Genomic DNA, 26,051 nt, shown 5'->3' with positions numbered 1-26,051 from the left:
CAGGTTATGAGGCTTATTTCCTTGCTATATATCGCCTGCAGAGTGATATATGTACATGCCAAAAGGAAAAGGCAAACAAGCAAAAAGCAAGGAGGACAAAGCCATGACGAACATTTTTGAAGAAACCTACAACACCATCGCAGAAGCAAAGAAAGCCTACAAGGAAGCCACCACTGCAGAGGGCAGGGATGCCGCAAGAGAAGCCGCGAAGGCAGCCGAGGATCGGATCATTGAGATGGGCGACATTGCCTGCAAGGTTTGGAGAGCCTACCGGAATTCCAGAGACAACGAGAACGAGATCCTCGACTTCGACGACATCATCTGGGATCGGGATGTGGAAGCCATCACCACCTGCATGAAGGAGAACGGCATCAAGGCCTTCACCTACTCCTGCCGGGCAACGGACGCGGTCGAGACGCTTTGGCTTTTTAAAGGGGCCGGCTGCACGATCGGCGAGATGGTCGAGGTCAACCTCCGGAAGGACTTTTTCGGAAAAGGCTACGAGAAGGGCCACGCCTTCAGAATGACACTGAACTGAAAACGGAAAGGGAGGGAGAGCCCCGCAAAAGGGACCTCTTCCTCGTACAAAATACACAGTTTCCGGGGCGGATCTTTGTGACACATATCCGGCTGATCTCCTTGCTATATAAGCCTTGCAGAGTGATATATGTACATGCCAAAGGAAAAGGCAAACAAGAACAAAACAAGGAGGAAAAAACCATGTGGAACAAAGGAAGCATCAAGATCGAGAACCAGACATTCACCTACAGCGCGAAGGTTTACGGAGAGCCGAGCGAGGACTACGGAATTGAGGGCGGCAAGATCAGCAAGCTTGAGATTCGCCTCGGAGACTTCCCGGTCGCAAGATACGACAGAGGATGGGACATCGAGCCGGAGACGGAAAACGCACAGCTTGCGCTCCTTGCCATCCTGCAAAACTTCAACTGAAAAGAAAACGCTGAATTGAAAGCAACTTCCGGGAGGAGAGCCACACGGCTCTTTCTCTCGTTCACATATACCGCATTACACATACATCACATGGGACAGGATCGCTTCGGCGGTCCTTTTTTGATGGACAGAAAGGAGGTGTTCCCTATGGCTACCAGAGGAAGAAAGCCAACTCCGACCGCAATCAAGGAGCTGGAAGGAAATCCCGGGAAAAGAAAACTGAATGAGAATGAGCCAAAGCCAGAGCGGAAAGCACCTGCCTGTCCGAAGTGGCTCGATAAGGATGCCAGAAAGGAATGGCACAGGCTGGCAAAGAAGATGGAAGCCATCGGTGTCCTCACCGAAGTCGATATGGCTGCCTTTGCTGCATACTGCCAGTCTTACGCAAGATGGAAGGAAGCTGAGGAGTTTATCACAGAGCACGGCACTCTTGTCCGGACACCTTCTGGCTACTGGCAACAGGTCCCGCAGGTCTCCATCGCACAGACCTACATGAAGCAGATGGGAAAGTTCGCGACCGAGTTCGGTCTGACTCCGGCATCCCGTTCCCGCCTGATCGCAGATGCCGGGAAGCCAACGCCAGGAGATGAGATGGAGGAGCTGTTGGGAGGTGATCCGTAATGGAGAAACGTCCCAATGATATGCCAAAGCTGACCGATTACCAGCCGACAAAATTCATGCTTCCAACATCTCACTATGACAAGGTCAAAGCAGACCGGGCGGTGAAGTTCATCGAGATGCTCCGGCATACCAAAGGCAAGTGGGCCGGAAAACGCTTCTGGCTCCTCCCTTGGCAGGAGAAAATCATCCGGGATCTCTTTGGAATCGTAAAGCCAGACGGAAACCGGCAGTTCCGGACAGCCTACATCGAGATTGGCAAGAAGAATGGAAAGTCGGAGCTTGCCGCCGCAGTTGCCCTGTACCTGCTGTATGCGGACAACGAACCATCCGCAGAAGTCTATGGTGCCGCCGCGGATCGCCAGCAGGCGTCGATCGTTTTTGATGTCGCCCACCAGATGGTAAATATGACACCGGCGCTTTTAAAGCGCTCCAAGATCATGGCCGCCAGCAAGCGAATTGTGAACTACTCGAATGCCGGATTCTACCAGGTGCTGTCCGCAGAGGTGGGAACGAAACACGGCCTGAATGTTTCTGGTCTTGTGTTCGATGAGGTCCATGCGCAACCTACTAGAAGACTCTTCGATGTACTCACGCAAGGCTCTGGTGATGCCCGTGAGCAGCCGTTGTATTTCCTGATTACGACTGCAGGAACCGATAAGAACTCGATCTGCTACGAGCTGCACCAGAAGGCAAAAGACATCCTCTCCGGGCAGCGTGTAGATCATACGTTTTATCCAGTTGTCTACGGACTGGAAGATGATGAGGACTGGCACGATGAGAAGAACTGGTACAAAGCAAATCCAAGTCTCGGGCAGACGATTGACATTGAACGTGTCCGGGAGCATTACCACGAGGCAATGGAAAATCCGGCGGAGGAGGCGGTGTTTAAGCAGCTCCGACTCAACATGTGGGTATCTTCAACGACCGCCTTCATTCCGGAGCAGGTCTTTGATCAGGGCAATGAGACGATTGATCTGGACTCGCTCAAGGGTCATGAGTGCTATGGAGGTCTAGACCTTTCCAGCACCGGCGACATCACCGCACTGGTTCTGATGTTTCCACCGAGGGATGAGAGGGAGAAGTACATCTGCCTGCCGTTCTTCTGGGTTCCGGAGGACACCATTCCAATCCGGGTGCGAAGGGCCTCTGTTCCCTACGATGTCTGGGTAAAGCAGGGATACATGAAGGCGACGGAAGGAAATGTGATCGACTACAACTTCATCGAGAAGTTCATCCTGGATCTCTACAAGATCTACAACATCAAGGAAATCGCGGTCGACAGGTGGAATGCGACCCAGCTCATTATCAACCTGCAGGATGACGGCTTGACGATGGTGCCCTTTGGACAGGGCTTCAAAGATATGTCCGCCCCGACCAAGGAGTTCTACAAACTGATGATGGAAGGAAAGATCATCCACGGTGGTAATCCGGTCCTTCGGTGGATGGCCCTGAACGTGGTAGTAGATCGGGACGCTGCCGATAACATCAAGCCGACCAAGGCAAAGTCACCGGAAAAGATCGACGGTATCGTTGCATCGATTATGGCGCTGGATCGCTGTATTCGGCAGGAACAAGCAGAGAGTGTTTACGACAGCCGAGGGCTGATCACATTTTGATGGAGGAAGGATCGATGGGATTTAAGGATTTATTTCACAGAAGGAAGGCAAGAGCGGATCCGCAAGACTCTACCTCCGGCAGTGTCTACCGCGCTTACTATGGACACACCTCATCCGGCAAGACCGTGACAGAGCGAAGCTCGATGCAGGTGACTGCCGTGTATGCCTGTGTCCGGGTGCTGGCAGAAGCTGTGGCAAGCCTGCCACTTCACCTCTACAAAGAGGAGGATGGGAGCAAGGTAAAGGCAACGGATCATCTGCTGTACTTTCTTCTTCACAGTGAGCCGAATGAAGAGATGACGGCTTACACCTTCTGGGAGACGATCCTCACACATCTTCTCCTGTGGGGTAATGCCTATGTGCAGATTATCCGGAATGGAAAAGGCGAGATCACAGCACTGTATCCTCTGATGCCAAACCGCATGACGGTGGACCGGGATGAGAACGGACATATCTACTACCAGTACCTCTGGTCCAAGGGATCGGATGCGCCGACCATGAAGGAGACGATCGTCAAGCTCTCTCCCCATGAGGTGATGCAGATCCCGGGCCTTGGGTTTGATGGCCTTGTGGGGTACAGCCCGATTGCGATGGCAAAGAACAGTATCGGTCTTTCGATGGCCTGTGAGGAATATGGCTCTAAGTTCTTCGAGAACGGAGCCGCGCCTTCCGGAGTTCTCGAGCATCCCGGTATCCTGAAGGATCCGGAGAAAGTACGGGATAGCTGGCAGGCTGCCTTTGGCGGGAGCCAGAATGCCGGGAAGGTTGCGGTGTTGGAAGAGGGCATGAAGTATTCGCCGATCTCCATCAATCCGCAAGAAGCGCAGTTTCTGGATACTCGAAAGTTCCAGATCGATGAGATCGCAAGGATCTTCCGGGTGCCGCCGCATATGATTGGAGATCTTGAGCACGCGACTTTTTCTAATATTGAGGAACAGTCGCTGGAATTTGTGACCTACAGTCTGCAGCCGTGGCTTGCCAGAATCGAGTCTGCAATCTCTCGCTCTCTCCTTACCCCGGAGGAGAAGAAGATCTACTATGCGCGTTTCAACGTGGACGGTCTTCTTCGCGGCAACTATGAGAGTCGTATGCAGGGCTATGCGACCGGAATCAGCAACGGCTTTTTGTGTGTGAACGATGTCCGGCGCTTAGAGAACATGGATCTTGTCCCAGACGAGGAGGGCGGGAACCTGTTTCTTGTAAATGGATCGATGACGCCTTTGAAATCGGCAGGAGCGGCCTACCAGACTTCCGGTGGTGGAAGTAGTCCTCCGGAGCAGGATGAGCCCGATGAAGAGCCTGAGAAGAAGCAGGAGGATCCAGACCAGGAGCCGGAAGAAGATACCAAGAACAATAAGCCCCTAAGAAGGGGAAGGAGGAACACATGAACAAGTTTTGGAAGTGGGTGCGGAACAAGGCACCGGATGGAGAAGATCCGGATCTTGCCGCACGCACACTGTTTTTGAACGGAACCATCGCTTCGGAGAGTTGGTTTGACGATGACGTCACGCCAGCTCTTTTTAAGTCCGACCTTGATTCCGGGAAAGGACCGATCACGGTCTGGATCAACTCTCCGGGCGGCGATGTCTGGGCGGCAGCGCAGATCTACAACATGCTCTTGTCCTATGACGGAAAGGTCACCGTGAAGATCGACGGCCTTGCAGCATCAGCGGCATCGGTCATTGCGATGGCAGGAGACGAGGTTCTTGTCTCTCCGGTGTCGATGCTGATGATCCACAATCCGTCCACGATGGCAATGGGGGATAAGGATGATCTTGCGCAGGCCATCTCGATGCTCGATTCCGTCAAGGATTCGATCCTGAATGCCTACGTCAAGAAGACCGGGCTCTCCAAGAACAAGCTCAGTAAGCTCATGGACGATGAGACCTGGATGGATGCGAGCAAGGCAGTGGAGCTTCATTTTGCAGACCGTGTGATGGAGAGACCGGATCTCTATCGCAGGGAACAGGAAGAACAGGATCAGGAAGAGGACGATCCTGCCAAGGAGAATCCGGAGGAATCTGAAGGTAATCCTGAGAAGAAGAACGAAGATCTGCTTGTTGCGGGTTTTCTTTATTCCAGTCGTCAGATGGCGGCTGCATTCACCAACAAGGTGAAGGAACACTACAAGGTTAGAAACAAGGCACAGGATGGTCCTGATGCCGAAAGCAAAGTAGAGGAAGGCCGGAGCGTGGATGCTCTGATGGATCGCCTGAATCTGCTGCACACGATGATGTGAGGAGGAGAACACAATGAACGTACAGGATTTGATTGCAAAAAGGGCAAGAGCGTGGGAGGCAGCAAAGGCCTTCCTCGAAGCACACAGAGGAGAGAACGGCGTCCTTTCTGCCGCCGATGGAGAAACCTATGACCGCATGGAAAAGGAGATCACAGATCTCACCAAGGAGATCGACCGTCTGAATCGTCAGGCTGCTATTGAGGCACAGCTGAGTCAGCCGACCTCTTCTCCTCTTTCCAACATGCCTTCCGCAGGCAACGATAAGCCGAAGAAGCAGGGACGCGCTTCCGATCAGTATGCCAAGGATATGCTGACCGCCATGCGCACGAACTTCCATCAGGTTTCCGACATCCTGCAGGAGGGTGTGGATGCCGATGGCGGATACCTCGTTCCGGAGGAGTGGGACAGCCGCCTCATCGATGTCCTGAATGAAGAGAACATCATGCGGGGCCTTGCAACCCACATCACCACTTCCGGCGAGCACAAGATCAACATCGCGGGAGCCAAGCCGACGGCAGCATGGATTGAAGAGGGTGGTGCGCTTCAGTTCACCGACGCGAAGTTTGGACAGAAGATCATGGACGCCCATAAGCTCCATGTGGCAGTGAAGGTTACCGAGGAGCTTCTGTATGACTCCATGTTTGACCTTGCAAGCTACATCACCACACAGTTCGGAATCGCCATTGCCAATGCCGAGGAGGATGCTTTCTTAAACGGCGATGGGAAGGGAAAGCCCACCGGTCTCTTTGATGAGACTAATGGCGGCACGGTCGCAAAGACCCTGACCGGCACCAAGCTTGGCACCGATGATGTGCTGGATCTGGTCTACGCGTTGAAGCGTCCGTACCGGAAGAAAGCATCGTTCATCATGAACGACCAGACCCTTGCAACTCTCCGGAAGCTTAAGGACAACAACGGCGCTTACATCTGGCAACCGTCCTATCAGGCAGGGGAGCCGGACAGACTTCTTGGCTATGCGGTTCACACCAGCGCCTTTGCACCGGAGCTTGCGGCAGGAAAGCCTGTGATGGCCTTTGGTGACTACAGCTACTACAACATCGGCGATCGCGGGAGTCGTTCCATGCAGGAGCTTCGTGAGCTCTTTGCCGGAAACGGCATGATCGGGTATGTCGCCAAGGAGCGTGTCGATGGCCTTCTGGTTCTTCCGGAAGCCGTGCAGATCCTGAAGGCAGGAGCATCTGCCTGATCTGCAGAAGTAATTCAGAAATGATGGAGGCTCAGAGTGTCAAAGCTCTGGGCTTTCTTTCTAATTTGAAGGGAGGACAGGATGATCACGCTGGAGGAAGCAAAGAAATATCTCCGGGTCGATTCTGGTGACGAAGATGACATCATTCAGCAGGAATTGGATGCCGCTGAGAACTTAGTTGCTGCCGTTCTCCGGAAAGACAGCCTCGAAGATGAGAGCAGCCCGATCACAGTTGTGGCAGTCCTCTATACCCTGGCCTATCTCAATGAGCACCGGGAGGAAGCGGATCATCACGCCCTGACCATCACGCTTCGAAACCTTCTCTTCGGAGAACGGGATCCAAGGTTCTGACGGAGGTGCGGGATGAATATCGCAGCAATGAATGTAAGGCTTACGATCCAGAAGAATGAGGTCATCAAAGACAAGTATGGCAATCACACCAACACCTGGACAGACTTCTACACCTGCTGGGCAACACCGGTACAGAGCGGAGGATCCGAAAAGCAGGAGGCGGGAACCACAAACAGCACGGATGCGATCGACTTTACCGTCCGGTATGCAAAGTGCCTCGAAGGGCTCGACTCCACAAAGATCCGGATCCGGCTGGGAGACAATATCTACAACGTGACCGCCATTGACCCGATGGGCTTTAAGAAACGGAGCATGAAATTCAAATGTGAGAAGGTGAAGCGATGAAGGTGAAAGTAGATGATCTAGCGGCGACGGCGGAAAAGACCCTCTCGGACTACGCGGAGGATGTGAACGACATCGTAAAGCAGGAGATCAAGGATGCCGGGAAGGAAGCGGCAAAAGAACTGAAGGAGAAATCGCCAAAGCGCACCGGAAAGTACGCAAAAGGATGGCGATCTACCGTCCAGAAGGAGACGGCGGTTGGCGCAGAAGTGGTTGTTCACAACAAGATCTATAGACTCACGCACCTCTTGGAGAAAGGCCATGCCAAGCGTGGAGGTGGAAGAGTTGCAGGCATTCCACACATCGCTCCGGTCGAAGAAGAGATCACCGGGAAGCTATCAGATGAGATTGAGAAGGAATTAAAGGGCTGAGGATGGGAGGAAGCAATGGACAAGATCATACAGATTCTGGAGGAGTTGGAGAAGCAAGGGATTCCTTATACCTATGATCACTTTGCGGAAGGGGAAGGGCCGGATCCTCCCTTCCTCTGTTTCCGCTGTCCGAACAGCGATAACTTTGCCGCGGATGGAACCGTATATTTCCCGATCACAGAGATCGACATCGAGCTCTACACGGATAAGAAGGATCCGGAGATAGAAAAGAGACTGGAAGATCAGCTGATCCAAAGCGGGATCTTCTTTGAAAAGACAGAGACCTGGATAGATTCTGAGAAGCTCTACGAGGTCCTGTATTCATTTGAACAGGAGGTCTGAAATGGCAAGTAAAAAGAACAAGGTCAAGTACAACCTGAAAAACGTACATTATGCCATTGCAACGATCGCGGAGGATGGGACCGCCACCTTTGCGGATCCGATTGCATGGCCGGGTGCGGTATCTCTCTCACTGGATGCACAGGGAGACCAGACGATCTTCTGGGCAGACGGCGTGCAGTATTTTGTCACCAATGCGAACAGCGGCTATAACGGGGACTTCGAGTCTGCGATGGTACCGGAGGACTTCCGGGAGAACGTGCTCGGCGAGATCAAGGATGGAAACGGAGTTCTGGTTGAAGATGCGGATGCCCAGCCCATTCACTTTGCGCTTCTCTTTGAGTTTGATGGCGATGTGAATGAGATCCGCCACGTCATGTATAACTGCACGGCAACAAGACCGTCTGTGGCATCCAGCACCAAGGAGGACTCCATCGAGGTACAGACCGAAAGCCTTACCATCAATGCGACATCGATCAGGGATGCCACGCTTGGAAAGAACATCGTAAAGGCCCGTTCCTGTGCAGATACCACCGATGCCACCTACCAGAGCTGGTACAGTAAGGTCTACACGCCTGCTGCTGCAAAGGCGTCAGGAGGTTCTTCTACGTCTGGCGGTAGTACCACATCTTCGACAACGACAAGCTCTAAGTGATAAGGAGGAGTAGACATGTATCAGGAAATTTCCCTCCGGCTCAATGATGGGTCGGAGCAGAAGTTCCCGTTTCTCGCAACGGGGACCACAGCATACCGCTATAAGCAGGTCTTCCACCAGGATCTCATGATCCTCTTAAACAAGATGGAGAACAGCGAGGATGACCAGACGGATATGACCGTCGGCGACAAGCTGGCCTTTATCATGAACGCGCAGGCAGAAAAGCGTGACATGAATAAGCTGAACGAGGACGCCTTCCTCGAATGGGCGGATCAGTTCGACGGGGCAGAGCTCTTTCTTCACATGCAGGAGTTCGTCACGCTCTACCTTGGATCACGGAGGACAAGCTCCAAGCCAAAAAAAGAAGCCGCCCAACGGAGCGGGAAGTAAACACGGCGGTGTTTCTCCTGAGGGCGAAGCAGATGGGACTGACGTTGTCTGAGCTGGATGAGCTGGACGAGGGGACTGTGATGGATATGATCATTGAGTCTGGGAACGACTTCTGCGACGATGAGTACCGGCAGGTGGCGACACAGGAGGATTTCGATTCGTTTTAATTCGCATCGGTGATGAGCCGATGCTTTTTTCATGCCATGAAGGGAGGAGTAGGCTATGGCAGATCGTATTAAAGGAATCACAATCGAGCTGGACGGCGATACGACCAAGCTCTCCAATGCCCTGAAAGGCGTGAACAAGGAAATCCGGGATACCCAGAGTAACCTGAAGGACGTGAACAAGCTCCTCAAGATGGATCCGGGCAATGCAGATCTTCTGGCACAGAAGCAGAAGTACCTGACCGAAGCGATCGATGCGACCAAGAAGAAGCTTTCCGAGGAGAAAGAAGCCCTTGCCCAGCTTAAGGCTGGTCCTCAGACTGAGGAGACGCAAAAACAGCAGGAAGCACTGACCCGGGAGATTGAAGCCACTAAGCAGTCCCTCGAAGGACTCGAGGACGAGTATAAGAAGTTTGGCTCTGTTGCAGGACAAGAACTTCAGGTCGCCGGGGACAAGATGAAAGAAGTCGGCGGCAAGATCAGTGATGTCGGTGAAGGACTCACTAAAGGCATCACGGTTCCAGTCGCTGCAGTCGGTGCTGCCTCGGTTGCCGCGTGGAAGGAAGTCGATGAAGCGCTCGATACTGTGACGCAGAAGACAGGAGCAAGCGGTGCAGCCCTTGAGGACATGCAGAAGCGTGCCAAGTCGATCGCAGAGACGATTCCGACGGACTTTCAGACTGCTGGGGATGCCATTGGCGAAGTAAACACCAGATTTGGTCTGACGGGGGATGCACTTGAAGACCTCTCTAAGAAGTTCGTGGAGTTCGCAACCCTCAACAGCACGGACGTCAGCACCTCGGTTGATAACGTCTCTTCCGTCCTCAATGCCTTCGGGCAGTCGTCCGATGATGCCGGAAACCTCCTCGATGCCTTAAATCAGGTCGGACAGGCGACCGGTGTGTCGATGGATACGCTCTCGCAGGATCTTTCCAAAAATGCTGCACAGTTCCAGTCGATGGGACTTTCTGCCGAGCAGGCCGCTGGGTTCATGGGTGCGGTGGAGATGTCCGGCCTTGATACCTCGACGATGCTGACCGGCCTTACCAAGGCGCAGAAGACCGCGACAAAGAATGGACAGTCTCTTAGCGATGCACTGAAGGATTTCTCCAAAACCATGAACAGCAATGCCTCCGATACCGAGAAGCTGCAGGCAGCCTACGACCTTTTTGGCTCCCGTGCCGGTGGTGCGATCTACAACGCGGTGCAGAGCGGGAAGCTCTCGCTTAGCGACCTCTCTACCACGCTGGGAGATTACGCGGGATCGGTGGAGAGTACGTTCAATGAAACTCTGGATCCGCTCGACCAGATGACAGTTGTGATGAACAACTTAAAAGACCTCGGCGCGGAGATCGTAGATGCGTCGGCACCAATGATCACGGAAGCGATGACCCAGATCAAAGATGTGGTGACGGCTCTCAAAAGTGCGTGGGATGGTCTGTCCCCGGGAATGCAAGAGGCAATCGTCAAAGCCGCACTTATCGCTGCAGCTGTTGGTCCGGTCGTCGTCGGTGTCGGCAAGGTTGTCACCGCTGTGGGTTCCGTCACAAGTGTGGTCGGAAAGCTGGTCGGATTTCTTTCTACAACGGCGATCCCGGCGATCACAGCAGTTTCCGTTCCGATCCTCCCGATCATCGCCATCATTGCGGCGGTCGTGGCTGCTGTAGTCGCGGTGATTGAGATCGTGAAGCACTGGGGAGAAATCTCCGAGTGGTTTGGCGGTGTCTGGTCTACCGTCTGTTCTGGTGTACAGAGCATTGGTGAAGGCCTCGGCGACTTCTTTTCCGGCCTCTGGGATGGGATTAAATCTACTACAGAATCGGTCTGGAACGGCATCAGCAGCTTCTTCACAGGACTTTGGGATGGGATCAGTACGACAGCAACCACGGTCTTTACTGGGATCTCTGATTTCCTTTCGAATACCTGGTCGACGATTAGCTCTACAGCATCGACAGTATGGGGCGGTATTACATCCACTCTCTCCGGTGTGTGGGACGGGATCAAGACGACAGCAGGCACGACCTTTGACAACGTCAAAACCACGATCGGTACTGCGTGGGATACCATAAAGACGAACACCGGGAATGCCTGGGATGCGATTCAGTCGTCCATCGATCAGCACGGCGGCGGGATCAAGGGCATCATCGGAACAGCTGTGGATGCTTACAAGTCGATCTGGGAGACGGGCTTTACTACCATCAATAATCTCACAGGCGGGAAGCTTGGTGATGCGCTTTCTTCCGCACAGGGGAAACTTGGTGAGATCAAAGGAGCTTTCTCCTCCATGATCGAAAATGCCAAGAGCATCGTGAGTGGCGGCCTGGATCGGATCAAGGGATTCTTCTCCGGCTGCCATCTGGAGCTTCCACATATCAAGCTCCCGCACTTCTCGATCAGCGGTAAGCTCTCCATTAATCCGCCCTCGGTTCCGCATCTTTCCGTCGATTGGTATCGGAAAGCTATGGATGATGCCTACCTCTTAAACAGCCCGACGATCTTCGGCGCTGCAGGTGGAAGACTCATTGGTGGCGGTGAAGCAGGGCAGGAAGCTGTGGTTGGTACGGATAAGCTTGCGGAAATCGTGAAGGGTGCCCTCGCAGGAGTAGGTGGCGGTGACATCATTATCCCCGTCTACATCGGGCAGGAGAGGATTGATGAGATCGTCGTCCGGGCGACCCAGCGGAGCAACTATCGGTCAGGAGGTCGATGATGCATGCTAAGTGATTACCCAATCTACTTTGATGATGTAAAGCTCTTCACACCGGAAAGCTGGGAAGAGAGCTATTCTGTTGTGGAGAGTACCAATCAGACCGAGGCAGGAACGGATCAGGTCATTGTCACCAGGTATGACAAGCTGTCCGTCTCTGCCTCTTTTCCATGTTCGAGCCGGTGGGCAGCTATCTTTGCCACGTTCCGGGATAAGGATTCGATACAGGTGAGGCTCTATGACCTGAAGACGCAGGGCTACAAGACAAGAACCATGCGGATGCGGAACTTCAAAACCGGACCGGAGAAGCATTCAGAAAAGACAAGAGGGACGAATGGACTCTACACCGTAAGCTTCGATCTGGAAGAGTTCTAAGGAAGGAGGCGCTTCATGTACGCTGTAAGTGAACAATACAAGGCCGCCATGAAGCAGCCGGTACAAAGCTTTCGTATGAAGGGAACGATTGGAGCAGTTCCTTTTTGGGATGAAAACATCCTCTCTGGGTCTTTTTCGATTACGAATCAGTGCTCGGATGAAACAACCGTGGGGATCGGACAGGTTTATATCGGGCAGTTAAAGGCAACGTTTAATGGTCTTCATTTAGAGAAGAGAACACTTCTCGGAAAACCGATAACTCCAGTCTGTGGGCTAAAACTTGCGGACGGAAGCTACGAGGACGTGCCGCTTGGTGTGTTTTACATTGCCGAAGCAAACTGGACCTTGTCGGGAGTTGAAATCACAGCCTATGACGGGATGAGCCTGTTTGATAAGACGGTTTCTCTGTCATCCTCCCAAGGGTCTATTTATGATTTTCTGCACTTGGCGTGTAACGCCTGCGGTGTGTTGATGGCACAGAGCAAGACAGATCTTCAGTTATTCCCAAACGGCAAAGAGAATCTCGCCGTGTATGAGGACAACGACATAGAAACCTGGCGGGATCTGGTGAGCTGGACCGCTCAGGCAGCGGGTTCCTTTGCCACAATGGATCGAGAGGGAAAGCTTATCCTTCGACGGTACACAAAGGAACCGGTGGATACGATCGATTCCAGGCATCGCTATACTGGAGCGAAGTTCTCAGATTTTGAGACTCGCTACACAGGCATCTCAAGAGTGGATATCGCAACACAGACAACGAAATACTACTGTCTTGATGCGGATGATGGCTTAACCTACAACCTCGGCGCAAACCCTCTGCTCCAGTATGGCGTTTCCGATACGCTTGAGCAGCAGACCAGGGCTGTCCTTAGTGCGCTTTCTGCAATTGATTATGTGCCAATGGAAGTGTCCATGATCGGTAACCCAGCCTATGATCTTGGAGACGTACTGGTATTTTCTGATGGGATTGCAGATGGAGATAAGCTCTACTGCATCACAAAGTACGACTGGACATATGGCGGTGAGTACAAGGTAAAAGGTGTCGGTCAGAACCCGGCACTTGCAAGCGCCAGAAGCAAGGTGGATAAGAACCTCGCGGGGCTTATGAACCGAGTCGATGGAGATGCAGTCCACTATTACGATTACCAGAATGCACAGGACATCCACATCGGGGATGGCCAGAGTGGAAAGATCATTGAATTTCATTACGTCACGACAAAAGACGCTCATGTGGACTTTCATGCAGAGATCATCTATCAGCTCAATACAACAGAATCCATTCTGGAAGGTACCTTTTCCGAACAGGAAGGAATCCTGAAGGTCAGCTACGAACTAAACGGCGAGTCAATCACAGACTACTATCCTGTGGAAACCGCGTCAGACGGAACGCATCTGCTTCATCTGTTATACACCTGGAACTCTACGGCAAATATCATCGGATCCTTTCTTGTAAACATCACGATGGAAGGCGGAGAAATCGACATCGGCATGGCGCAGGCGAGGGCATATATTTCCGGTCAGGGACTTGTAGGGGATGGTGCCTGGGATGGGACGACCCAGGTGGAGGATACGCTTCCTGCAACGGATCTTCGGGAAGTGCTTCTTGGAGATTTTGAGGATTCTGTTTCTTCTGTATTCGCGGCAGCAAAAGACTTTGCACTTAACGACCAAATCAGCCATCTCGATGTCGCAGAGGTACTGTTGAGAGCATTCTCAGATGCAATCGGTCCTATTTTCCGGTTGCATCAGTTCACAGTATCCTACGCAAAGGATGTCATGGCTTATGACAGAGTCACTTATGACGGCACGGTTTGGAAAAACGCGGATGGGGCAAGCCAGGGAACCCTGACCACGCCCGTTTGTGAAGTTTCCGCTATTATGCAGATTACATCCAAGCATTCTGGGGATGATGTCGCATACCTGGTGTCATTTGATAAAGGAAAAAGCTGGTGGACTTATGCGGATGAGTGGGTGACACCGGATTATACCCAGGATGTGTACGGCATGTTTGAGGGAACAATGCGCTCGATTACCCCTTCGGCATGGGCAGAAAAATGCACCGGTTCCGTGATGGTGCGCGCGATTCTGACAGAGTCCGCAACCGTTACGGACATTCAGATTTATGAGGAGGAAATATCGGCATGAGAGGGATCACAACGATAGAACTTTTTAATGCAAAGACGGGGAAGCTGGAGAAGAAGGCAGAGCATCATAACCTCGTCACGGATGCGCTCCGGTACGTGATGAATATCGCGCAGAACTGCGGGGCCAATTTGGACAGCGAGGTGTTTCCGATTGCGACCAATGCCCTCGGCGGCATCCTTCTTTTTGATGGGATGCTTACGGAGGACATCCGTAACGTACATTTTCCGACAAAGGACGTGCACCTCGTAGGATATGCAGACGGCTCTACAAACACATCGGATATCCACAGAGGCTCGTTTAATGCTGCAGAATCGGGACCTGTGGAGAATGGATATAAAAGCGTCTGGGACTTCGGTACGTCACAGGCGAACGGGACGATCAAAGCGTTGGCACGTACCAGTAATTACGCGGCTTCCAATCCGCTGATCAATTACATGGGCTACTACAGCAGCTCGTCCAATGGAAGCCCTTCCACAGACGGAAGCTGGTATCCAGTTCGATATGATGGGGAATACCTGTATATGTTTAAAAATGTCAAGGACTCGATTCGGGTATCTCGTGTCCGCAGAGCTATGCTCCACCATAACGTGTACGACTTTGCTTCCCGCGTGGAGGATTATGAAGCGGTTACGGAATTTGACACGACGTGCTGTTCTTTCACATATGTATCGAGCAGTTCCGGAGCAACGAATTCCTATACCTACCGCTGCCGGAACGAGAAGCTGTATTTTGATGGCGGAGACGGATTCCTTTACTGTGTTTACGCGGGATTTGATCCCGAAAAAGAGCCCGGCCACGTATTCAACTGGTTTACCATCAAGTATTCAGATGGCTCTTACAGCAAATCTGACATCCACACGATGACGATAGCGCCGAGAGTTTTATGCAATTATGACACGGTATCCGTCTATGACAAAACAAAGAAAACCTATGTGACGCAATATGTCAGTTACTTCAGCGATCCTTATCAGATCCGGGTTCGGAATGGCTATCTGTATGTGATTGCGGTAAACCAGAAAGAGGTGCTTAAGGTGAGTCTCAAAAATCCTGTGGATGTCAAAGCAATCCGGGTGATTGAGGACGGATCCAGTGACTATATCTACAGTTTTCAGCAGATCACCCCTTATAACGGAGGTGTTCCGCTGAACCTCTATCATTACACCAAGGACGGCTATGAATGGCGAAACGGTCTGGTGTATGAAGACGGAACTGTATTCCTCCATATCTTTAAAGGCACCCGCCGCGAGTCAGACTGGTCGGATCATTTCCAGGTATGCGGGGACCATCTGGAGTGTTTTGGCTATTATGACTCGTCCCGGATCTACCGTGGTTATGTTGCCAACTATCTCGGGACAATTGCCAACCTCTCAAGTCCTATCGAAAAGAATGCCTCACAGACGATGAAGATCACATACACGCTGCTTGATGAGGATAAGACAAAGGAGGCGGGCTCATGAATTTTTTCCGGATTGCTTACAAGGGGAAATCTAAAATCCTTAAAAAGTTATGCGAGCTCTCGAACGCTCTCGTTGATGTGGTTTCTTCCTTTGATGCAGACGGGGACGGAGTTGTGGACAATGCTGCCAAGGTGAACGGACACACGGTAGCCTGCGACGTACCTGAGAATGCAGTCTTTACGGATACCGCCTATGACGATACGGAAATCAAAGCTGACGTGAAGGAAAACACCGATGCCATCAAGAAAAATACAGAAGCTCTTGGCGGGCATACTGTACAATCGGATGTCCCGGAAGGAGCCGTCTTTACGGATACGACCTACACCTTTGAACTAAGTGACAGCAAGCTCACGATCCGCTCCTCGGAAGGAACCAAACAGGTGCTGACTCTTCCAGCATCCGGATCTGGAGGATCCTCCGGTGAGGTCACGGAAGTAGGCAAGCCCTCCTTCGATCACATCAAGAACGTCGCTGCGGTGACAAAGCTTGCGCTGGACGTGGATGACGGGAGGGGCTTCATTACCTATCCCGCAAACAGCGCTGTGCATTTGAAGAGATCCTCAATCACGAAGAGTGATCCGGATATCCGCTTGAAGGTCGTGGAAGTACGGCTTTCGGACGGAACCCTGTCAACGGACATGGATACCTATAACGGATTCCGGTTCTATGCCACAACAGGAAAGTGCATCGTAGATAGCGAAGACAACGGAACAACCAGCTACCCGGATGCGGACCAGATCGGGCATTTCAAGTTTGCCGATGGTGTTGCCAATGATGAGACAACTCTGATGGCTTATAACCAAGCAACGCTTAAGTACAAGTACCTGATGGTATATGTGGAGGATTAAGGAAGGAGGTGATTCCATTGATCGACTTTATCTTGAAATACTGGATTCAGGAGCTCTTTGCCCTGATCCTTGCCGTCCTCACTTGGCTCTGGCGGACGCTTCTCCGGCGAAAGCAGGAGAACGACGAAATCAAAGAAGGAATGATGGCCCTGCTGCATGACCGTATTTATCAGGCCTGCAGCTTTTTTATTGCCCGGGGATGGTGCTCTCCGGATGACCGGAGCAACCTAGAGTACCTGTACAAGCCGTACAAAGCACTCGGCGGGAATGGTACGGGGGAGTCCCTGTACAAGAAGTGTCTGGAACTGCCGCTTACGGCAGACAGAAATAAAGAAAAGGAGGAATGACTTATGGACTTTGGAATCGCAAGTGTGGCGGCAATCACAGTGATTGCGTATCTTGTCGGCATCGGTTGCAAAGCAGCTGGCTCGGTAAAGGATGAGCTGATCCCGGTGATCTGCGGATGCGTCGGTGCGGTGCTCGGCATCGCGGGGCTGTATCTCATGCCGGACTTCCCGGCAAAGGATGTCATTAATGCCCTTGCTGTCGGCATTGTGTCCGGTCTTGCAGCGACTGGCGTGAACCAGATCTACAAGCAGCTCACCAAGACAGATGCGTGAGAGGAGGTGAACCTCGTATCTCGGCTGCTCCATCCGTTAATGGAGCATTGTTATGTTTGGCTCTTCGGGCTTCAAAACCCGGAGGGCTTTTTGATTTGCGGGAAATAGAAGTTTGAGGAGGAGAAAATCATGAGTAAAACAGAATCTGCCATCCAGTGGATGGAAAATCATGCAAATGACAATCGATACGGTTACGACCAGAGGTATCGCTGGGGTGAGAGAGGAGACTTTGACTGCTCCTCGGCAGTGATCTCGGCATGGCAGGCAGCCGGTGTTCCTGTGAAGACAAGGGGTGCTACCTATACTGGCAACATGCTTCCGGCCTTTTTGTCCTGCGGCTTTGAGGACGTAACCGGCACGGTAAACCTCGCAACCGGAGCAGGCCTTAGACGCGGCGATGTCCTTTTAAACACCGCGCACCACACCGCGATGTACTGCGGAAATGGAAGAGAGGTCGAGGCATCCATCAATGAGAAGGGAACCGCAGTTGGTGGCGCTCCCGGTGACCAGACCGGACGTGAGTTTCTGATCCGTTCGTATCGGAACTTCCCTTGGAACCATGTGCTTCGCTACAAGGAGAATACCGCGACGAAGTCCATCACCGAGGTGGCAAAGGAAGTGATCGCCGGGAAGTGGGGGAATGGCTCTGACAGGAGAAGACGCCTTGCTTCTTCCGGCTATGATGCCTCCGCTGTGCAGGCGAAGGTGAACGAACTGCTTCACGAAAAGGCTAAGCCGCAGGCGGTTTACTACACCGTGCAGCGAGGAGACACCCTCTCCGGAATTGCCAGAAGGTATGGGACAAGCGTATCCGCCATCCAGAAGCTGAACGCATCCCTGATCAAAAATGTGAACCTGATCCGGGTGGGATGGAAGATTCGGGTGAAGTAACCGAAGATATAGTGCCTGCATTACCCCGTAGATCTACCAATTTCTGCCCTTTTGTGAAGGGTCAGGTTTGGTGGTTTCTGCGGGGTTTATTCGTTGCTATAAACAGGCTTTAGAGTGATGAATAGACCAGAAAGGAGACGTGCAAACATGGAATACACAATCATTACCGATAAGAAAAAAATCATCAAACGGCTGATGGATCTTACCGGACAAAAATCAAAGTATCTCGGAATTCCGAGTATGGCCTACCAGGTCGGGAACTACACGGTGGACAGCAACATGATTTTATCCTTTGAAGAGGATGCGCAAAATGTGGTTCCAACTCTTGCGAGGGAGAGGATGATCCACACAGGTGAGGAACCTGAGGAAGAAGTGATCCTGCCCCCGGTAAATGTTAAGAAACAACAGAAGGAACGCATTCTGCAGGAGGCAGTAAAAGAGCCGGAAAAAACTACAATAGGGATCGCTGTGCCGCTCAACCAGCACACCGGAAACAGCCTGCTAAGGCTAATCCACCTGATCCGCGCACACCAGACCGTCATGAACCGAGCTACGCTTGGACACTTTTCCATCGACGATGATTTCATTGCATGGATCAACATGCAGGATGAGGCGGTATATGGAGTCCGGAATTTCATCAAGGCTGTGGAAACCTATGAGGAAGAGCACGGACAAGTGATACAGGGGCTTACGGTAAAAGGAGACCTGCTGATCTACACCGGATACGGAGACGTTGATCTTCATGCCTGCCAAACTCTAACCGCTTTTATTAACGCAGCAGCAATTAACCAAAAATCGGCAAGCAGTTTTGAAAACCGAAATGGAAGCGACAAGTTCATCTTCCGGAGCTGGCTGGTGCGTCTTGGGATGACAGGACCGGAGTATAAAGAGGATCGAAAACAGCTGTATCGTAATCTTACCGGATACACCGGCTTTCCTACGAAGGAGAAGTATGATGCCTGGAAAGAGGACGCCATGCCAAAGATCCTCGAGAGGACGAGAAAAAACCGGGAAGCATTAAGGACTGAAAGACAGCGTAGAAGAGAGGAGGCTATGTGATGGGTGAGATAACTGTATTACCGGCAACCAAGAAATTCTTCCAGACTGCCGATACCCTGGAGCGATCCAGAGGTGTCCGCGTAGCTGCCTACTGTAGGGTTTCCACAGACGAACAAGATCAGGAAAACTCCTATCAGAACCAGGTGGCCTACTATAAGCAGTATATTGCAGATCAGAGAGACTGGATCTTTGCGGGGATTTATGCAGATGATGGTATCTCCGGCATGAGCACCAAGGGAAGAGACGGCTTCAAGCAGATGATCGCGGACGCAAAGGCGGGTATGTTCGACTACATCATCACAAAGTCCATCTCCCGCTTTACCAGAAACACGGTGGACGGATTAACCATTGTGAATGAACTTCTGCATCAGGATCCGCCGGTCGGGGTCTACTTCCAGAAGGAAAATCTGGACACCATGCAGAAGGGGGTTGAGTTTCTGCTCACAATCATGACGGGTATTGCTCAGAGCGAGAGCGACTCTACAGGCGAGAACATCACCTGGACGATCCGGAGAAAGTTTGCTGCCGGAGATCCGCTGGTCAACCCGAACCGAATCTACGGATACCGGAAAGGCGAAGATGGGAGCTGGGAGATTGATCCAAAGCAGGGGGAAGCCATTCGCTTTATCTACGAGAAATACCGGGAGGGCTGGGCATCCAGGGACATCGCAAAAGACCTGATGGATAGAGGCGTTCCGGCACCGGGTGGGAAGATTTGGTATCCGTCTACCGTGATCCAGCTGATGAAGAACGAGAAGTACAAGGGCGATGTCCAGATGCAAAAGACGATCACCGTTGACCGGAAGAACAAGATCTGCAAGAAGAATGAAGGAGAAGCGAAATCCTACTACATCAAGGATCATCATGTGCCGCTGGTCTCCCGGGAGCTCTGGGAAGAATGCAACCAGATCACAAAAGACAGAGAAGCGGCAAAACTTGAGAACTTTAAAAAGAACCGGGCAAAACCACCGTTTAAGCTGTTGAATCTTTTACACAACAAAGACTATTACAAATCTCGTAATGAACGGTCAGTACAGAACTTTGAAGACGAGCGGGGAGAAGGGCATTACTACTTCCGGCGAGAATTTATAAGAAGACACAGCAACGAAGAAAAATGGTATGAGTTTGCACTGGAGCAGAGCTTCATGGAAATGCTCTACGCCTGCAAGGAAGATTACGAGACCTATGGAGACGGATCCGACATTGCGATGGACTTCAATGAGAAGTACGATGAAGCGAAACTGAATAAAGCCCCGCAGAAGGAGCTGGAAAAGATGATGGAAGAGTATCAAAACTTCCTGAAAGCGCTCTCGGAGTTACCGACTATCACAAAGACCGGAAGACCACTCATGGTCAACGGAGTCAACGCGCAGGGAACATTGATGCGGACCGTGGAAGGGTACATCATCCCCGGAGCCTACTCCATGGTCAAGCATGGCAGGATCAATGTAACGGATGACAAGATCCAGAAAACCCCGGACATCTTAACCTTTGACAGAGCCTTTGCAGAGCGGTACTTTACGAACATGGACCTGATCGGCGATGAGGCAGAGTACACCACAAGGTTCGGTGTGAAACTGAAGAGCATAAGGAATCAGCGAACCCTGAACGCCTTCATGGGATACCGAAAGTTCGATGAGCAGGGCAACGCCTCCCTGGTGATGGAAGAGTATCAGGTGGTTCTAGATAAGCCGATGTTCAGGGAGAAGTGACCAAAAAAGGAGCCCGACGCATCAGGCTCCCTCTAGGTGTTGTCCGAAGACGACCACCGCAATTCGTACTAATAATATAACATCGAGTGGTATGCGGTGCAAGTCTTTCAATCCCTGCGGAAATTGGAAGAGTTAGACAATTTAGCTTTAAATCTTGCATCTTGTCTGATATAATAAAGTCAGGGTAGTATATACAAATCAAGAAAGAACGGCGGTTGCATGAACAAAGATTTAGATTTTGAAGAAAAGCACAAAGAAGATCTGGAGCGTCTTCACAATTTGCGCCTGCTCGATGATGACTTCATGACGAAAGTCTTTGAGGACACAAAGTGCGCTGAATTTCTGCTCCAGATTATTCTGAAACGTGATGATCTGAAGGTCACAAAATCCACCAGCCAGTATGGAATTAAAAACCTTCAGGGGCGCTCCGTCAGACTTGATATTCTGGCGGTCGATCAAAAGAATCATGTGTACAACATCGAGATCCAGCGCAGTGATCATGGCGCAGGAGTGAAGAGAGCCAGATACAACAGCAGCCTGATCGATGCAAACGTAACAGAACCCGGAGAACAATATGAAGCACTCAACGAGAGCTATGTGATTTTCATCACAGAAAACGATGTGCTGGGGAAGGGTCTTCCGATTTATCACATTGAGCGCACGGTCACGGAAACCGGAGAGCCCTTTGGAGATGAAGAGCATATCGTCTATGTGAACTCACAGATCAAGGATGAAACTTCTCTCGGAAAGCTGATGCACGATTTCGCTTGTACCGAAGCAAAGGACATGTATTATCATGTGCTAGCGGATCGGGTTAGATATTTTAAAGAAGACGAGAAAGGAGTGACGGTTATGTGCAAGGCTATGGAAGATATGAGAAATGAAGCAGCTAGAGAATCTGCTAGAGAAAAGACACTGCAAATAGCTAATAATATGCTAGGTATGAAGAAATTCACCTACGAAGACATTGCAAGAGCAACCGGATTGACTGTAGATGAGATTAAGGAGCTGGACTCAAAGAAGTCCGCTTGATGTTTTTGACCGATAAGGTCGCCTTGAGGCATTTCCCTCAAGATGGGGTGTAGTTAGACCGCACCCCTTTTTGTAATATCATCTATGATCAAGGAGTGACGGTTATGTGCAAGGCTATGGAAGATATGAGAGCTGAAGCAAGAGCTGAAGGAAGAGCTGAAGGCAAAGCTGAAGGAAGAGTCGTAGGAAGAGCTGAAGGTTCAAAAGAAAACGCCATTAGTGTAGCTCGTAAAATGCTTAAGACTGAAAGGTTTAGCCATGAGGAGATTGCAGATTTTTCAGGACTAACCGTTGATGAAGTAAAGAAACTGGCAACCAAACAGCCTGCATAACAAATTGAATCAGCTTCTCTAAGGAAGATCCCTTCTGTGGGGGTCTTCTTTTTTTGTCCTTTTCGAATGAGTTTCTTCCTTATTAAATATACACATTTCGAGTGACCTGCTGTCACCTTCCGGGAGGAGAAATCTAGTCTCACCTCCCAGAGTCGCTCTATCATTCTTAAACCCCATAATCAGGAACGAGTTTCTTCCTTATTATATATAGTCCATAATCAAGCTCATAATCAGACTCATAATCACGATAGGGGTGATTATGACTTATAGACTATAGTACCTATCTATCCCTTTTTCAAAATCTCCTATTCCCGGGCATTTCTGCCGATTCCCGCGATCCCTCCCTCATATCGTGGTAATACCCCTTAATCAATCAATATCTAGTAGCCGCATGAATTCGATACCGCAACATATAGCGAGGAACTGATTCGTGGGGTGCCATCTCATCACTGGCCATGTCAGTATCATGCTTATGATTGTTTGTATTCCACACTATGGCATTCATTCACGGGTTGGTCAGCGATTGACAGGCGAGAGAATGATTAGACCCGCGGGTGAATGGAAGAGTGTGCTTCACGTTTTATATGAAAAGATTTTTAATGAGGGAGTGTAGTGACAGGTGCAGGATGTATTTATTATCGGATCAAAAGGATTAGGAAATTACGGCGGCTATGAGACGTTCGTAATGAAATTGATCGACTACCACTCGTCTAATCAGAATATACGCTACCACATCGCGTGCAAGGCAAACGGATCCGGGTACATGGATGAGAAGAATCTTCCAGGAGCCAAGACCATAAGCCCACATCACTTCAAGTACAGAAACGCAATCTGCTACAAGGTTCCAGTGAAGGAGCAGTTTAAGTCTGCACAAGCAATTTTCTATGACATCGATTCTCTGAAATGGGCGATAAACCATATCAAGGAACATCATATCGAGCATCCCATTGTTTATGTTCTGGCTTGCAGGATCGGACCATTCTTTGGAAAATACGTAAAAGAGATTCACCAGCTTGGCGGCAAGGTCTTTGTAAACCCCGACGGCCATGAGTGGATGAGAGCAAAGTGGTCTGCACCGGTTCGAAAATATTGGAAGGAATCGGAGAGAGGCATGGTCAAATACGCTGATCTTTTAGTCTGTGATTCCGTCAACATTGAGAAATACATAAAAGAAGAGTACGGAAAATATAGCCCCAACACCACATTCATCGCTTACGGCGCGGATGTGGTGAAAAGCAAGCTGGAGGATACTGATCCGGTGTTCACAGATTGGCTGAAAGAGCAGGGACTGAAACCGTATCAGTACTATTACTGCTGTGGCCGCTTCGTTCCAGAGAACAACTTCGAGACGATGATCCGCGAGTTTATGAAGAGTAAGACAAACCGTGATTTTGCGATTATCACGACAAAGAACGATGCGTTCCTTAATGAGCTGGATGAAAAGCTTGGATTCAGGAAAGACCCAAGAATCAAGTTCGTCGGTACGGTTTACAACCAGGAGCTGTTGAAAAAGATCAGAGAGCAGGCGTATGCATACTTCCACGGGCATTCAGTGGGTGGTACGAATCCGAGTCTCCTCGAAGCACTGGGGAGTACGCGTTTGAACCTTCTGTTTGACGTTGGCTTTAATAAGGAAGTTGGTCAGGACGCGGCTCTTTACTGGAGCAAGAAAGACGGAGACCTGGCGGGACTGATCGACAGAGTAGATGTGCTTGAGGATGCGGTCTTGGAAGAGTACGGACTAAAGGCAAAGCAGAGGATCAGGGACGCATACAGTTGGCAGTTCATTGCTGACCGGTATGAAGAGATATTTTGTGGGGAAGATGAGTAAAGTCACTGTAAGAATGAGAATTCGAGAAAGGCGGTTAGAGAATTGAATATACTACATTATTCACTTGGCTTTCCACCATATCGTACCGGTGGCCTTACCAAATTTTGTTTTGATCTCATGAAAGAGCAGGTTAAGGAAGGAGACCAGGTATCGCTTCTCTGGCCGGGAGAGATTCAGTTATTCGGTAAACGTACGAAAATAAAGAAGAACAGGAGTATTGATGGCATTGCGAGCTTCGAGGTCATCAATCCGACACCTGTCTCTTATGATGAGGGAATTGTTGATATACCTGCATTCACGGACGAAGGAGATCTGAAGGTATATGAGCAATTCCTTCAATTTGTGCATCCGAACGTAATTCACATTCACACTCTGATGGGACTTCACAAGAATTTGCTTGTAGCAGCTAAGAAGATGGGCATTAAGACGGTGTTCACGACACATGATTTCTTTCCAATCTGCCCAAAAGTGACAATGTTCCGGGATGGCATGATCTGCCCAGATGTAGATGCCTGCGAGAGCTGTCCGAAATGCAATTTGACAGCGCTTTCGCTTAGGAAGATTCAGATACTGCAGAGCCCAGTGTACAGAACGCTAAAGGACTGTGCAGCTGTGAAGAAACTTCGAAAAGGTCACCGTGATGAGTATCTAAGTGGGCAAGAAGTGGTTGAAGGAGAGACAACAAGGACAGCGGAAGATTACCGGAAGTTAAGGGAATGCTATAAAAGCCTTCTGGATCTGATAGATGTAGTCCACTACAACAGTTCTGTGACAAAGGAAGTATATGAGAAATACATGGGTGAAAGAAAGAGCATGCTGATTCCAATCACCCATGGAGATATTAAGGACCACAGGAAGAAGAAAGAATTTGGAAACAAGATCAGGATAACATATCTCTCTGCTCAGAGTGCTGCGAAGGGATACTTTGTATTAAAGAGCGTCCTTGATGAAGTCTGGCGGGTAAGACAAGACTTTGAGCTGAATGTGTTTTTCAAGCCAGCTAAAGACGCACCTTACATTAAGTCGCATGAAAGGTATGACTACTCACAGCTCGGTAGCATTATGGATAATACGGATGTCTTGGTACAGCCTAGTGTGTGGAATGAGACTTTCGGATATACAGTGATAGAAGCACTAAGTTATGGGGTTCCAGTGATTGTGACTAACCACGTTGGTGCCAGGGATGTTATTCCTAAAGGCGGTGGGATGATTATATGTGATAAGAATGAATTGAAATCTGTTTTGAGTCACCTGACAGTTGAAAAGCTTAGGTCTATGAATTACCAGTTGATGGGTTCAAACATAATGAATATCTCAGAATTACTAGTAAAAATCAAAACACTGTATCAGGAGACAGGATGCTTAGACTAAGAAAAAAAACATATATTCCATTTACTGTTTTACTAATTTTGCAGTCGTATATTCCATCAACATTATTTTTGATGCTGGGAATAATTGAATTATCTCTTTATATAATATTTGTGCTAAAAGGGAAGATTCCGATTAACATTATCCCGGGCTTTAACATACTGATTTTATTTTTGCTATGGGGAGCTGTATTAGGGTTAATAAATTTTAATGCAAATGGTATTGCGATACGAGATTATGTAAGAGATATTTTCTATTATTCTAGTCCACTTATCTTTATGCCTATCGGCATGATTTATGGAAAAATGAATATAGAAAAATCTGAGTTTTAAGCCATTTGTACTAGTAACTACTGTCAAGGCTCTGAAAACAGCGTAAATTCAATACTTTTGAGGCTCAACTGCATTGCAAATCTCCGTTATTAGTAGTAC

At 50.2% G+C, this 26,051-nt stretch carries 29 protein-coding genes; all 29 read left to right on the top strand.

Annotated elements, in window-relative coordinates; translation table 11 throughout:
* Window positions 1–103: 103 nt before the first annotated feature.
* The 29 genes from ACTQ1N_RS10775 to ACTQ1N_RS10635 all read left to right on the top strand — a co-directional run bounded on the left by ACTQ1N_RS10775 (window position 104) and on the right by ACTQ1N_RS10635 (window position 25,952).
* On the top strand, window positions 104–538 hold the full coding sequence (locus tag ACTQ1N_RS10775; protein ID WP_441956741.1) for a DUF7698 family protein: 435 nt from the start codon (window positions 104–106) through the stop codon (window positions 536–538).
* Between the two features lie 182 nt (window positions 539–720).
* Window positions 721–948, top strand: coding sequence for a DUF7678 domain-containing protein (locus ACTQ1N_RS10770; RefSeq protein WP_441956740.1), 228 nt, complete (start codon window positions 721–723; stop codon window positions 946–948).
* 147 nt (window positions 949–1,095) lie between these two features.
* Window positions 1,096–1,569, top strand: coding sequence for a phage terminase small subunit P27 family (locus ACTQ1N_RS10765; RefSeq protein WP_441206720.1), 474 nt, complete (start codon window positions 1,096–1,098; stop codon window positions 1,567–1,569).
* 20 nt (window positions 1,570–1,589) lie between these two features.
* A complete protein-coding gene (locus tag ACTQ1N_RS10760; RefSeq protein ID WP_441956757.1) occupies window positions 1,590–3,185 on the top strand; it encodes a terminase large subunit in 1,596 nt (531 codons plus the stop codon).
* Between the two features lie 14 nt (window positions 3,186–3,199).
* Window positions 3,200–4,573, top strand: a complete 1,374-nt coding sequence (locus ACTQ1N_RS10755; protein ID WP_441206721.1) for a phage portal protein — start codon at window positions 3,200–3,202, stop codon at window positions 4,571–4,573.
* Window positions 4,570–5,424, top strand: a complete 855-nt coding sequence (locus ACTQ1N_RS10750) for a head maturation protease, ClpP-related (protein ID WP_441206722.1) — start codon at window positions 4,570–4,572, stop codon at window positions 5,422–5,424. Before ACTQ1N_RS10755 ends, ACTQ1N_RS10750 begins: the two co-directional genes overlap by 4 nt.
* A gap of 13 nt (window positions 5,425–5,437) precedes the next feature.
* A complete protein-coding gene (locus ACTQ1N_RS10745; protein WP_441206723.1) occupies window positions 5,438–6,631 on the top strand; it encodes a phage major capsid protein in 1,194 nt (397 codons plus the stop codon).
* Between the two features lie 81 nt (window positions 6,632–6,712).
* Complete coding sequence (locus ACTQ1N_RS10740; protein ID WP_441206724.1) at window positions 6,713–6,982, top strand: head-tail connector protein; 270 nt, start codon at window positions 6,713–6,715, stop codon at window positions 6,980–6,982.
* 12 nt (window positions 6,983–6,994) lie between these two features.
* Window positions 6,995–7,327, top strand: coding sequence for a phage head closure protein (locus ACTQ1N_RS10735; RefSeq protein ID WP_441206725.1), 333 nt, complete (start codon window positions 6,995–6,997; stop codon window positions 7,325–7,327).
* Window positions 7,324–7,695: an HK97 gp10 family phage protein gene (locus ACTQ1N_RS10730; protein WP_441206726.1), complete on the top strand. Its 372-nt coding sequence runs from the start codon at window positions 7,324–7,326 to the stop codon at window positions 7,693–7,695. The genes ACTQ1N_RS10735 and ACTQ1N_RS10730 overlap by 4 nt, the downstream gene beginning before the upstream one ends.
* A gap of 15 nt (window positions 7,696–7,710) precedes the next feature.
* The gene (locus tag ACTQ1N_RS10725) at window positions 7,711–8,037 is read left to right on the top strand and encodes a hypothetical protein (protein WP_441206727.1); all 327 of its coding nucleotides are present in this window, start codon (window positions 7,711–7,713) and stop codon (window positions 8,035–8,037) included.
* Between the two features lies 1 nt (window position 8,038).
* On the top strand, window positions 8,039–8,689 hold the full coding sequence (locus tag ACTQ1N_RS10720) for a major tail protein (RefSeq protein ID WP_441206728.1): 651 nt from the start codon (window positions 8,039–8,041) through the stop codon (window positions 8,687–8,689).
* A gap of 15 nt (window positions 8,690–8,704) precedes the next feature.
* The gene (locus ACTQ1N_RS10715; protein ID WP_441206729.1) at window positions 8,705–9,079 is read left to right on the top strand and encodes a hypothetical protein; all 375 of its coding nucleotides are present in this window, start codon (window positions 8,705–8,707) and stop codon (window positions 9,077–9,079) included.
* Between the two features lie 32 nt (window positions 9,080–9,111).
* Window positions 9,112–9,246 carry a hypothetical protein gene (locus tag ACTQ1N_RS10710; protein ID WP_441100600.1) on the top strand — a complete coding sequence of 45 codons (135 nt, stop codon included), beginning with the start codon at window positions 9,112–9,114 and terminating at the stop codon, window positions 9,244–9,246.
* 55 nt (window positions 9,247–9,301) lie between these two features.
* Window positions 9,302–11,953, top strand: coding sequence for a phage tail tape measure protein (locus ACTQ1N_RS10705; RefSeq protein ID WP_441206730.1), 2,652 nt, complete (start codon window positions 9,302–9,304; stop codon window positions 11,951–11,953).
* A 3-nt stretch (window positions 11,954–11,956) separates the two neighbouring features.
* A complete protein-coding gene (locus tag ACTQ1N_RS10700; protein WP_441206731.1) occupies window positions 11,957–12,325 on the top strand; it encodes a hypothetical protein in 369 nt (122 codons plus the stop codon).
* 15 nt (window positions 12,326–12,340) lie between these two features.
* The gene (locus ACTQ1N_RS10695) at window positions 12,341–14,470 is read left to right on the top strand and encodes a hypothetical protein (RefSeq protein ID WP_441206732.1); all 2,130 of its coding nucleotides are present in this window, start codon (window positions 12,341–12,343) and stop codon (window positions 14,468–14,470) included.
* The gene (locus ACTQ1N_RS10690; RefSeq protein WP_441206733.1) at window positions 14,467–15,927 is read left to right on the top strand and encodes a hypothetical protein; all 1,461 of its coding nucleotides are present in this window, start codon (window positions 14,467–14,469) and stop codon (window positions 15,925–15,927) included. Before ACTQ1N_RS10695 ends, ACTQ1N_RS10690 begins: the two co-directional genes overlap by 4 nt.
* Complete coding sequence (locus tag ACTQ1N_RS10685) at window positions 15,924–16,775, top strand: hypothetical protein (RefSeq protein ID WP_441206734.1); 852 nt, start codon at window positions 15,924–15,926, stop codon at window positions 16,773–16,775. Before ACTQ1N_RS10690 ends, ACTQ1N_RS10685 begins: the two co-directional genes overlap by 4 nt.
* Window positions 16,776–16,792: 17 nt before the next feature.
* Window positions 16,793–17,122 carry a hypothetical protein gene (locus tag ACTQ1N_RS10680; protein ID WP_441206735.1) on the top strand — a complete coding sequence of 110 codons (330 nt, stop codon included), beginning with the start codon at window positions 16,793–16,795 and terminating at the stop codon, window positions 17,120–17,122.
* Window positions 17,123–17,125: 3 nt separating this feature from the next.
* Entirely contained in the window at window positions 17,126–17,395 is a 270-nt protein-coding gene (locus tag ACTQ1N_RS10675; RefSeq protein WP_441206736.1) for a phage holin family protein, read from the top strand.
* A gap of 129 nt (window positions 17,396–17,524) precedes the next feature.
* Entirely contained in the window at window positions 17,525–18,286 is a 762-nt protein-coding gene (locus ACTQ1N_RS10670) for a LysM peptidoglycan-binding domain-containing protein (RefSeq protein ID WP_441956739.1), read from the top strand.
* Between the two features lie 240 nt (window positions 18,287–18,526).
* On the top strand, window positions 18,527–19,345 hold the full coding sequence (locus ACTQ1N_RS10665) for a hypothetical protein (RefSeq protein WP_441956738.1): 819 nt from the start codon (window positions 18,527–18,529) through the stop codon (window positions 19,343–19,345).
* Window positions 19,345–21,057 (top strand): recombinase family protein, encoded by a 1,713-nt coding sequence (locus ACTQ1N_RS10660; RefSeq protein ID WP_441956737.1) that lies wholly within the window; start codon window positions 19,345–19,347, stop codon window positions 21,055–21,057. Before ACTQ1N_RS10665 ends, ACTQ1N_RS10660 begins: the two co-directional genes overlap by 1 nt.
* Before the next feature lie 219 nt (window positions 21,058–21,276).
* The gene (locus ACTQ1N_RS10655) at window positions 21,277–22,089 is read left to right on the top strand and encodes a PD-(D/E)XK nuclease family transposase (protein WP_441956736.1); all 813 of its coding nucleotides are present in this window, start codon (window positions 21,277–21,279) and stop codon (window positions 22,087–22,089) included.
* A gap of 104 nt (window positions 22,090–22,193) precedes the next feature.
* Window positions 22,194–22,421, top strand: a complete 228-nt coding sequence (locus ACTQ1N_RS10650) for a hypothetical protein (RefSeq protein ID WP_441956735.1) — start codon at window positions 22,194–22,196, stop codon at window positions 22,419–22,421.
* Between the two features lie 619 nt (window positions 22,422–23,040).
* Window positions 23,041–24,252 (top strand): beta 1-4 rhamnosyltransferase Cps2T, encoded by a 1,212-nt coding sequence (gene cps2T / locus ACTQ1N_RS10645; protein ID WP_441956734.1) that lies wholly within the window; start codon window positions 23,041–23,043, stop codon window positions 24,250–24,252.
* Between the two features lie 42 nt (window positions 24,253–24,294).
* Window positions 24,295–25,623 (top strand): glycosyltransferase, encoded by a 1,329-nt coding sequence (locus tag ACTQ1N_RS10640; RefSeq protein ID WP_441956733.1) that lies wholly within the window; start codon window positions 24,295–24,297, stop codon window positions 25,621–25,623.
* Window positions 25,611–25,952 (top strand): hypothetical protein, encoded by a 342-nt coding sequence (locus ACTQ1N_RS10635; protein WP_441956732.1) that lies wholly within the window; start codon window positions 25,611–25,613, stop codon window positions 25,950–25,952. Before ACTQ1N_RS10640 ends, ACTQ1N_RS10635 begins: the two co-directional genes overlap by 13 nt.
* Window positions 25,953–26,051 lie beyond the last annotated feature (99 nt).

This window comes from Porcincola sp. LCP21S3_C12, assembly GCF_052118625.1.
In the GTDB taxonomy this organism is placed as follows: domain Bacteria; phylum Bacillota; class Clostridia; order Lachnospirales; family Lachnospiraceae; genus Porcincola.
The sequence above is the reverse complement of the archived record's forward strand: the minus strand, read 5'-3'. Positions and strand labels throughout refer to the sequence as shown.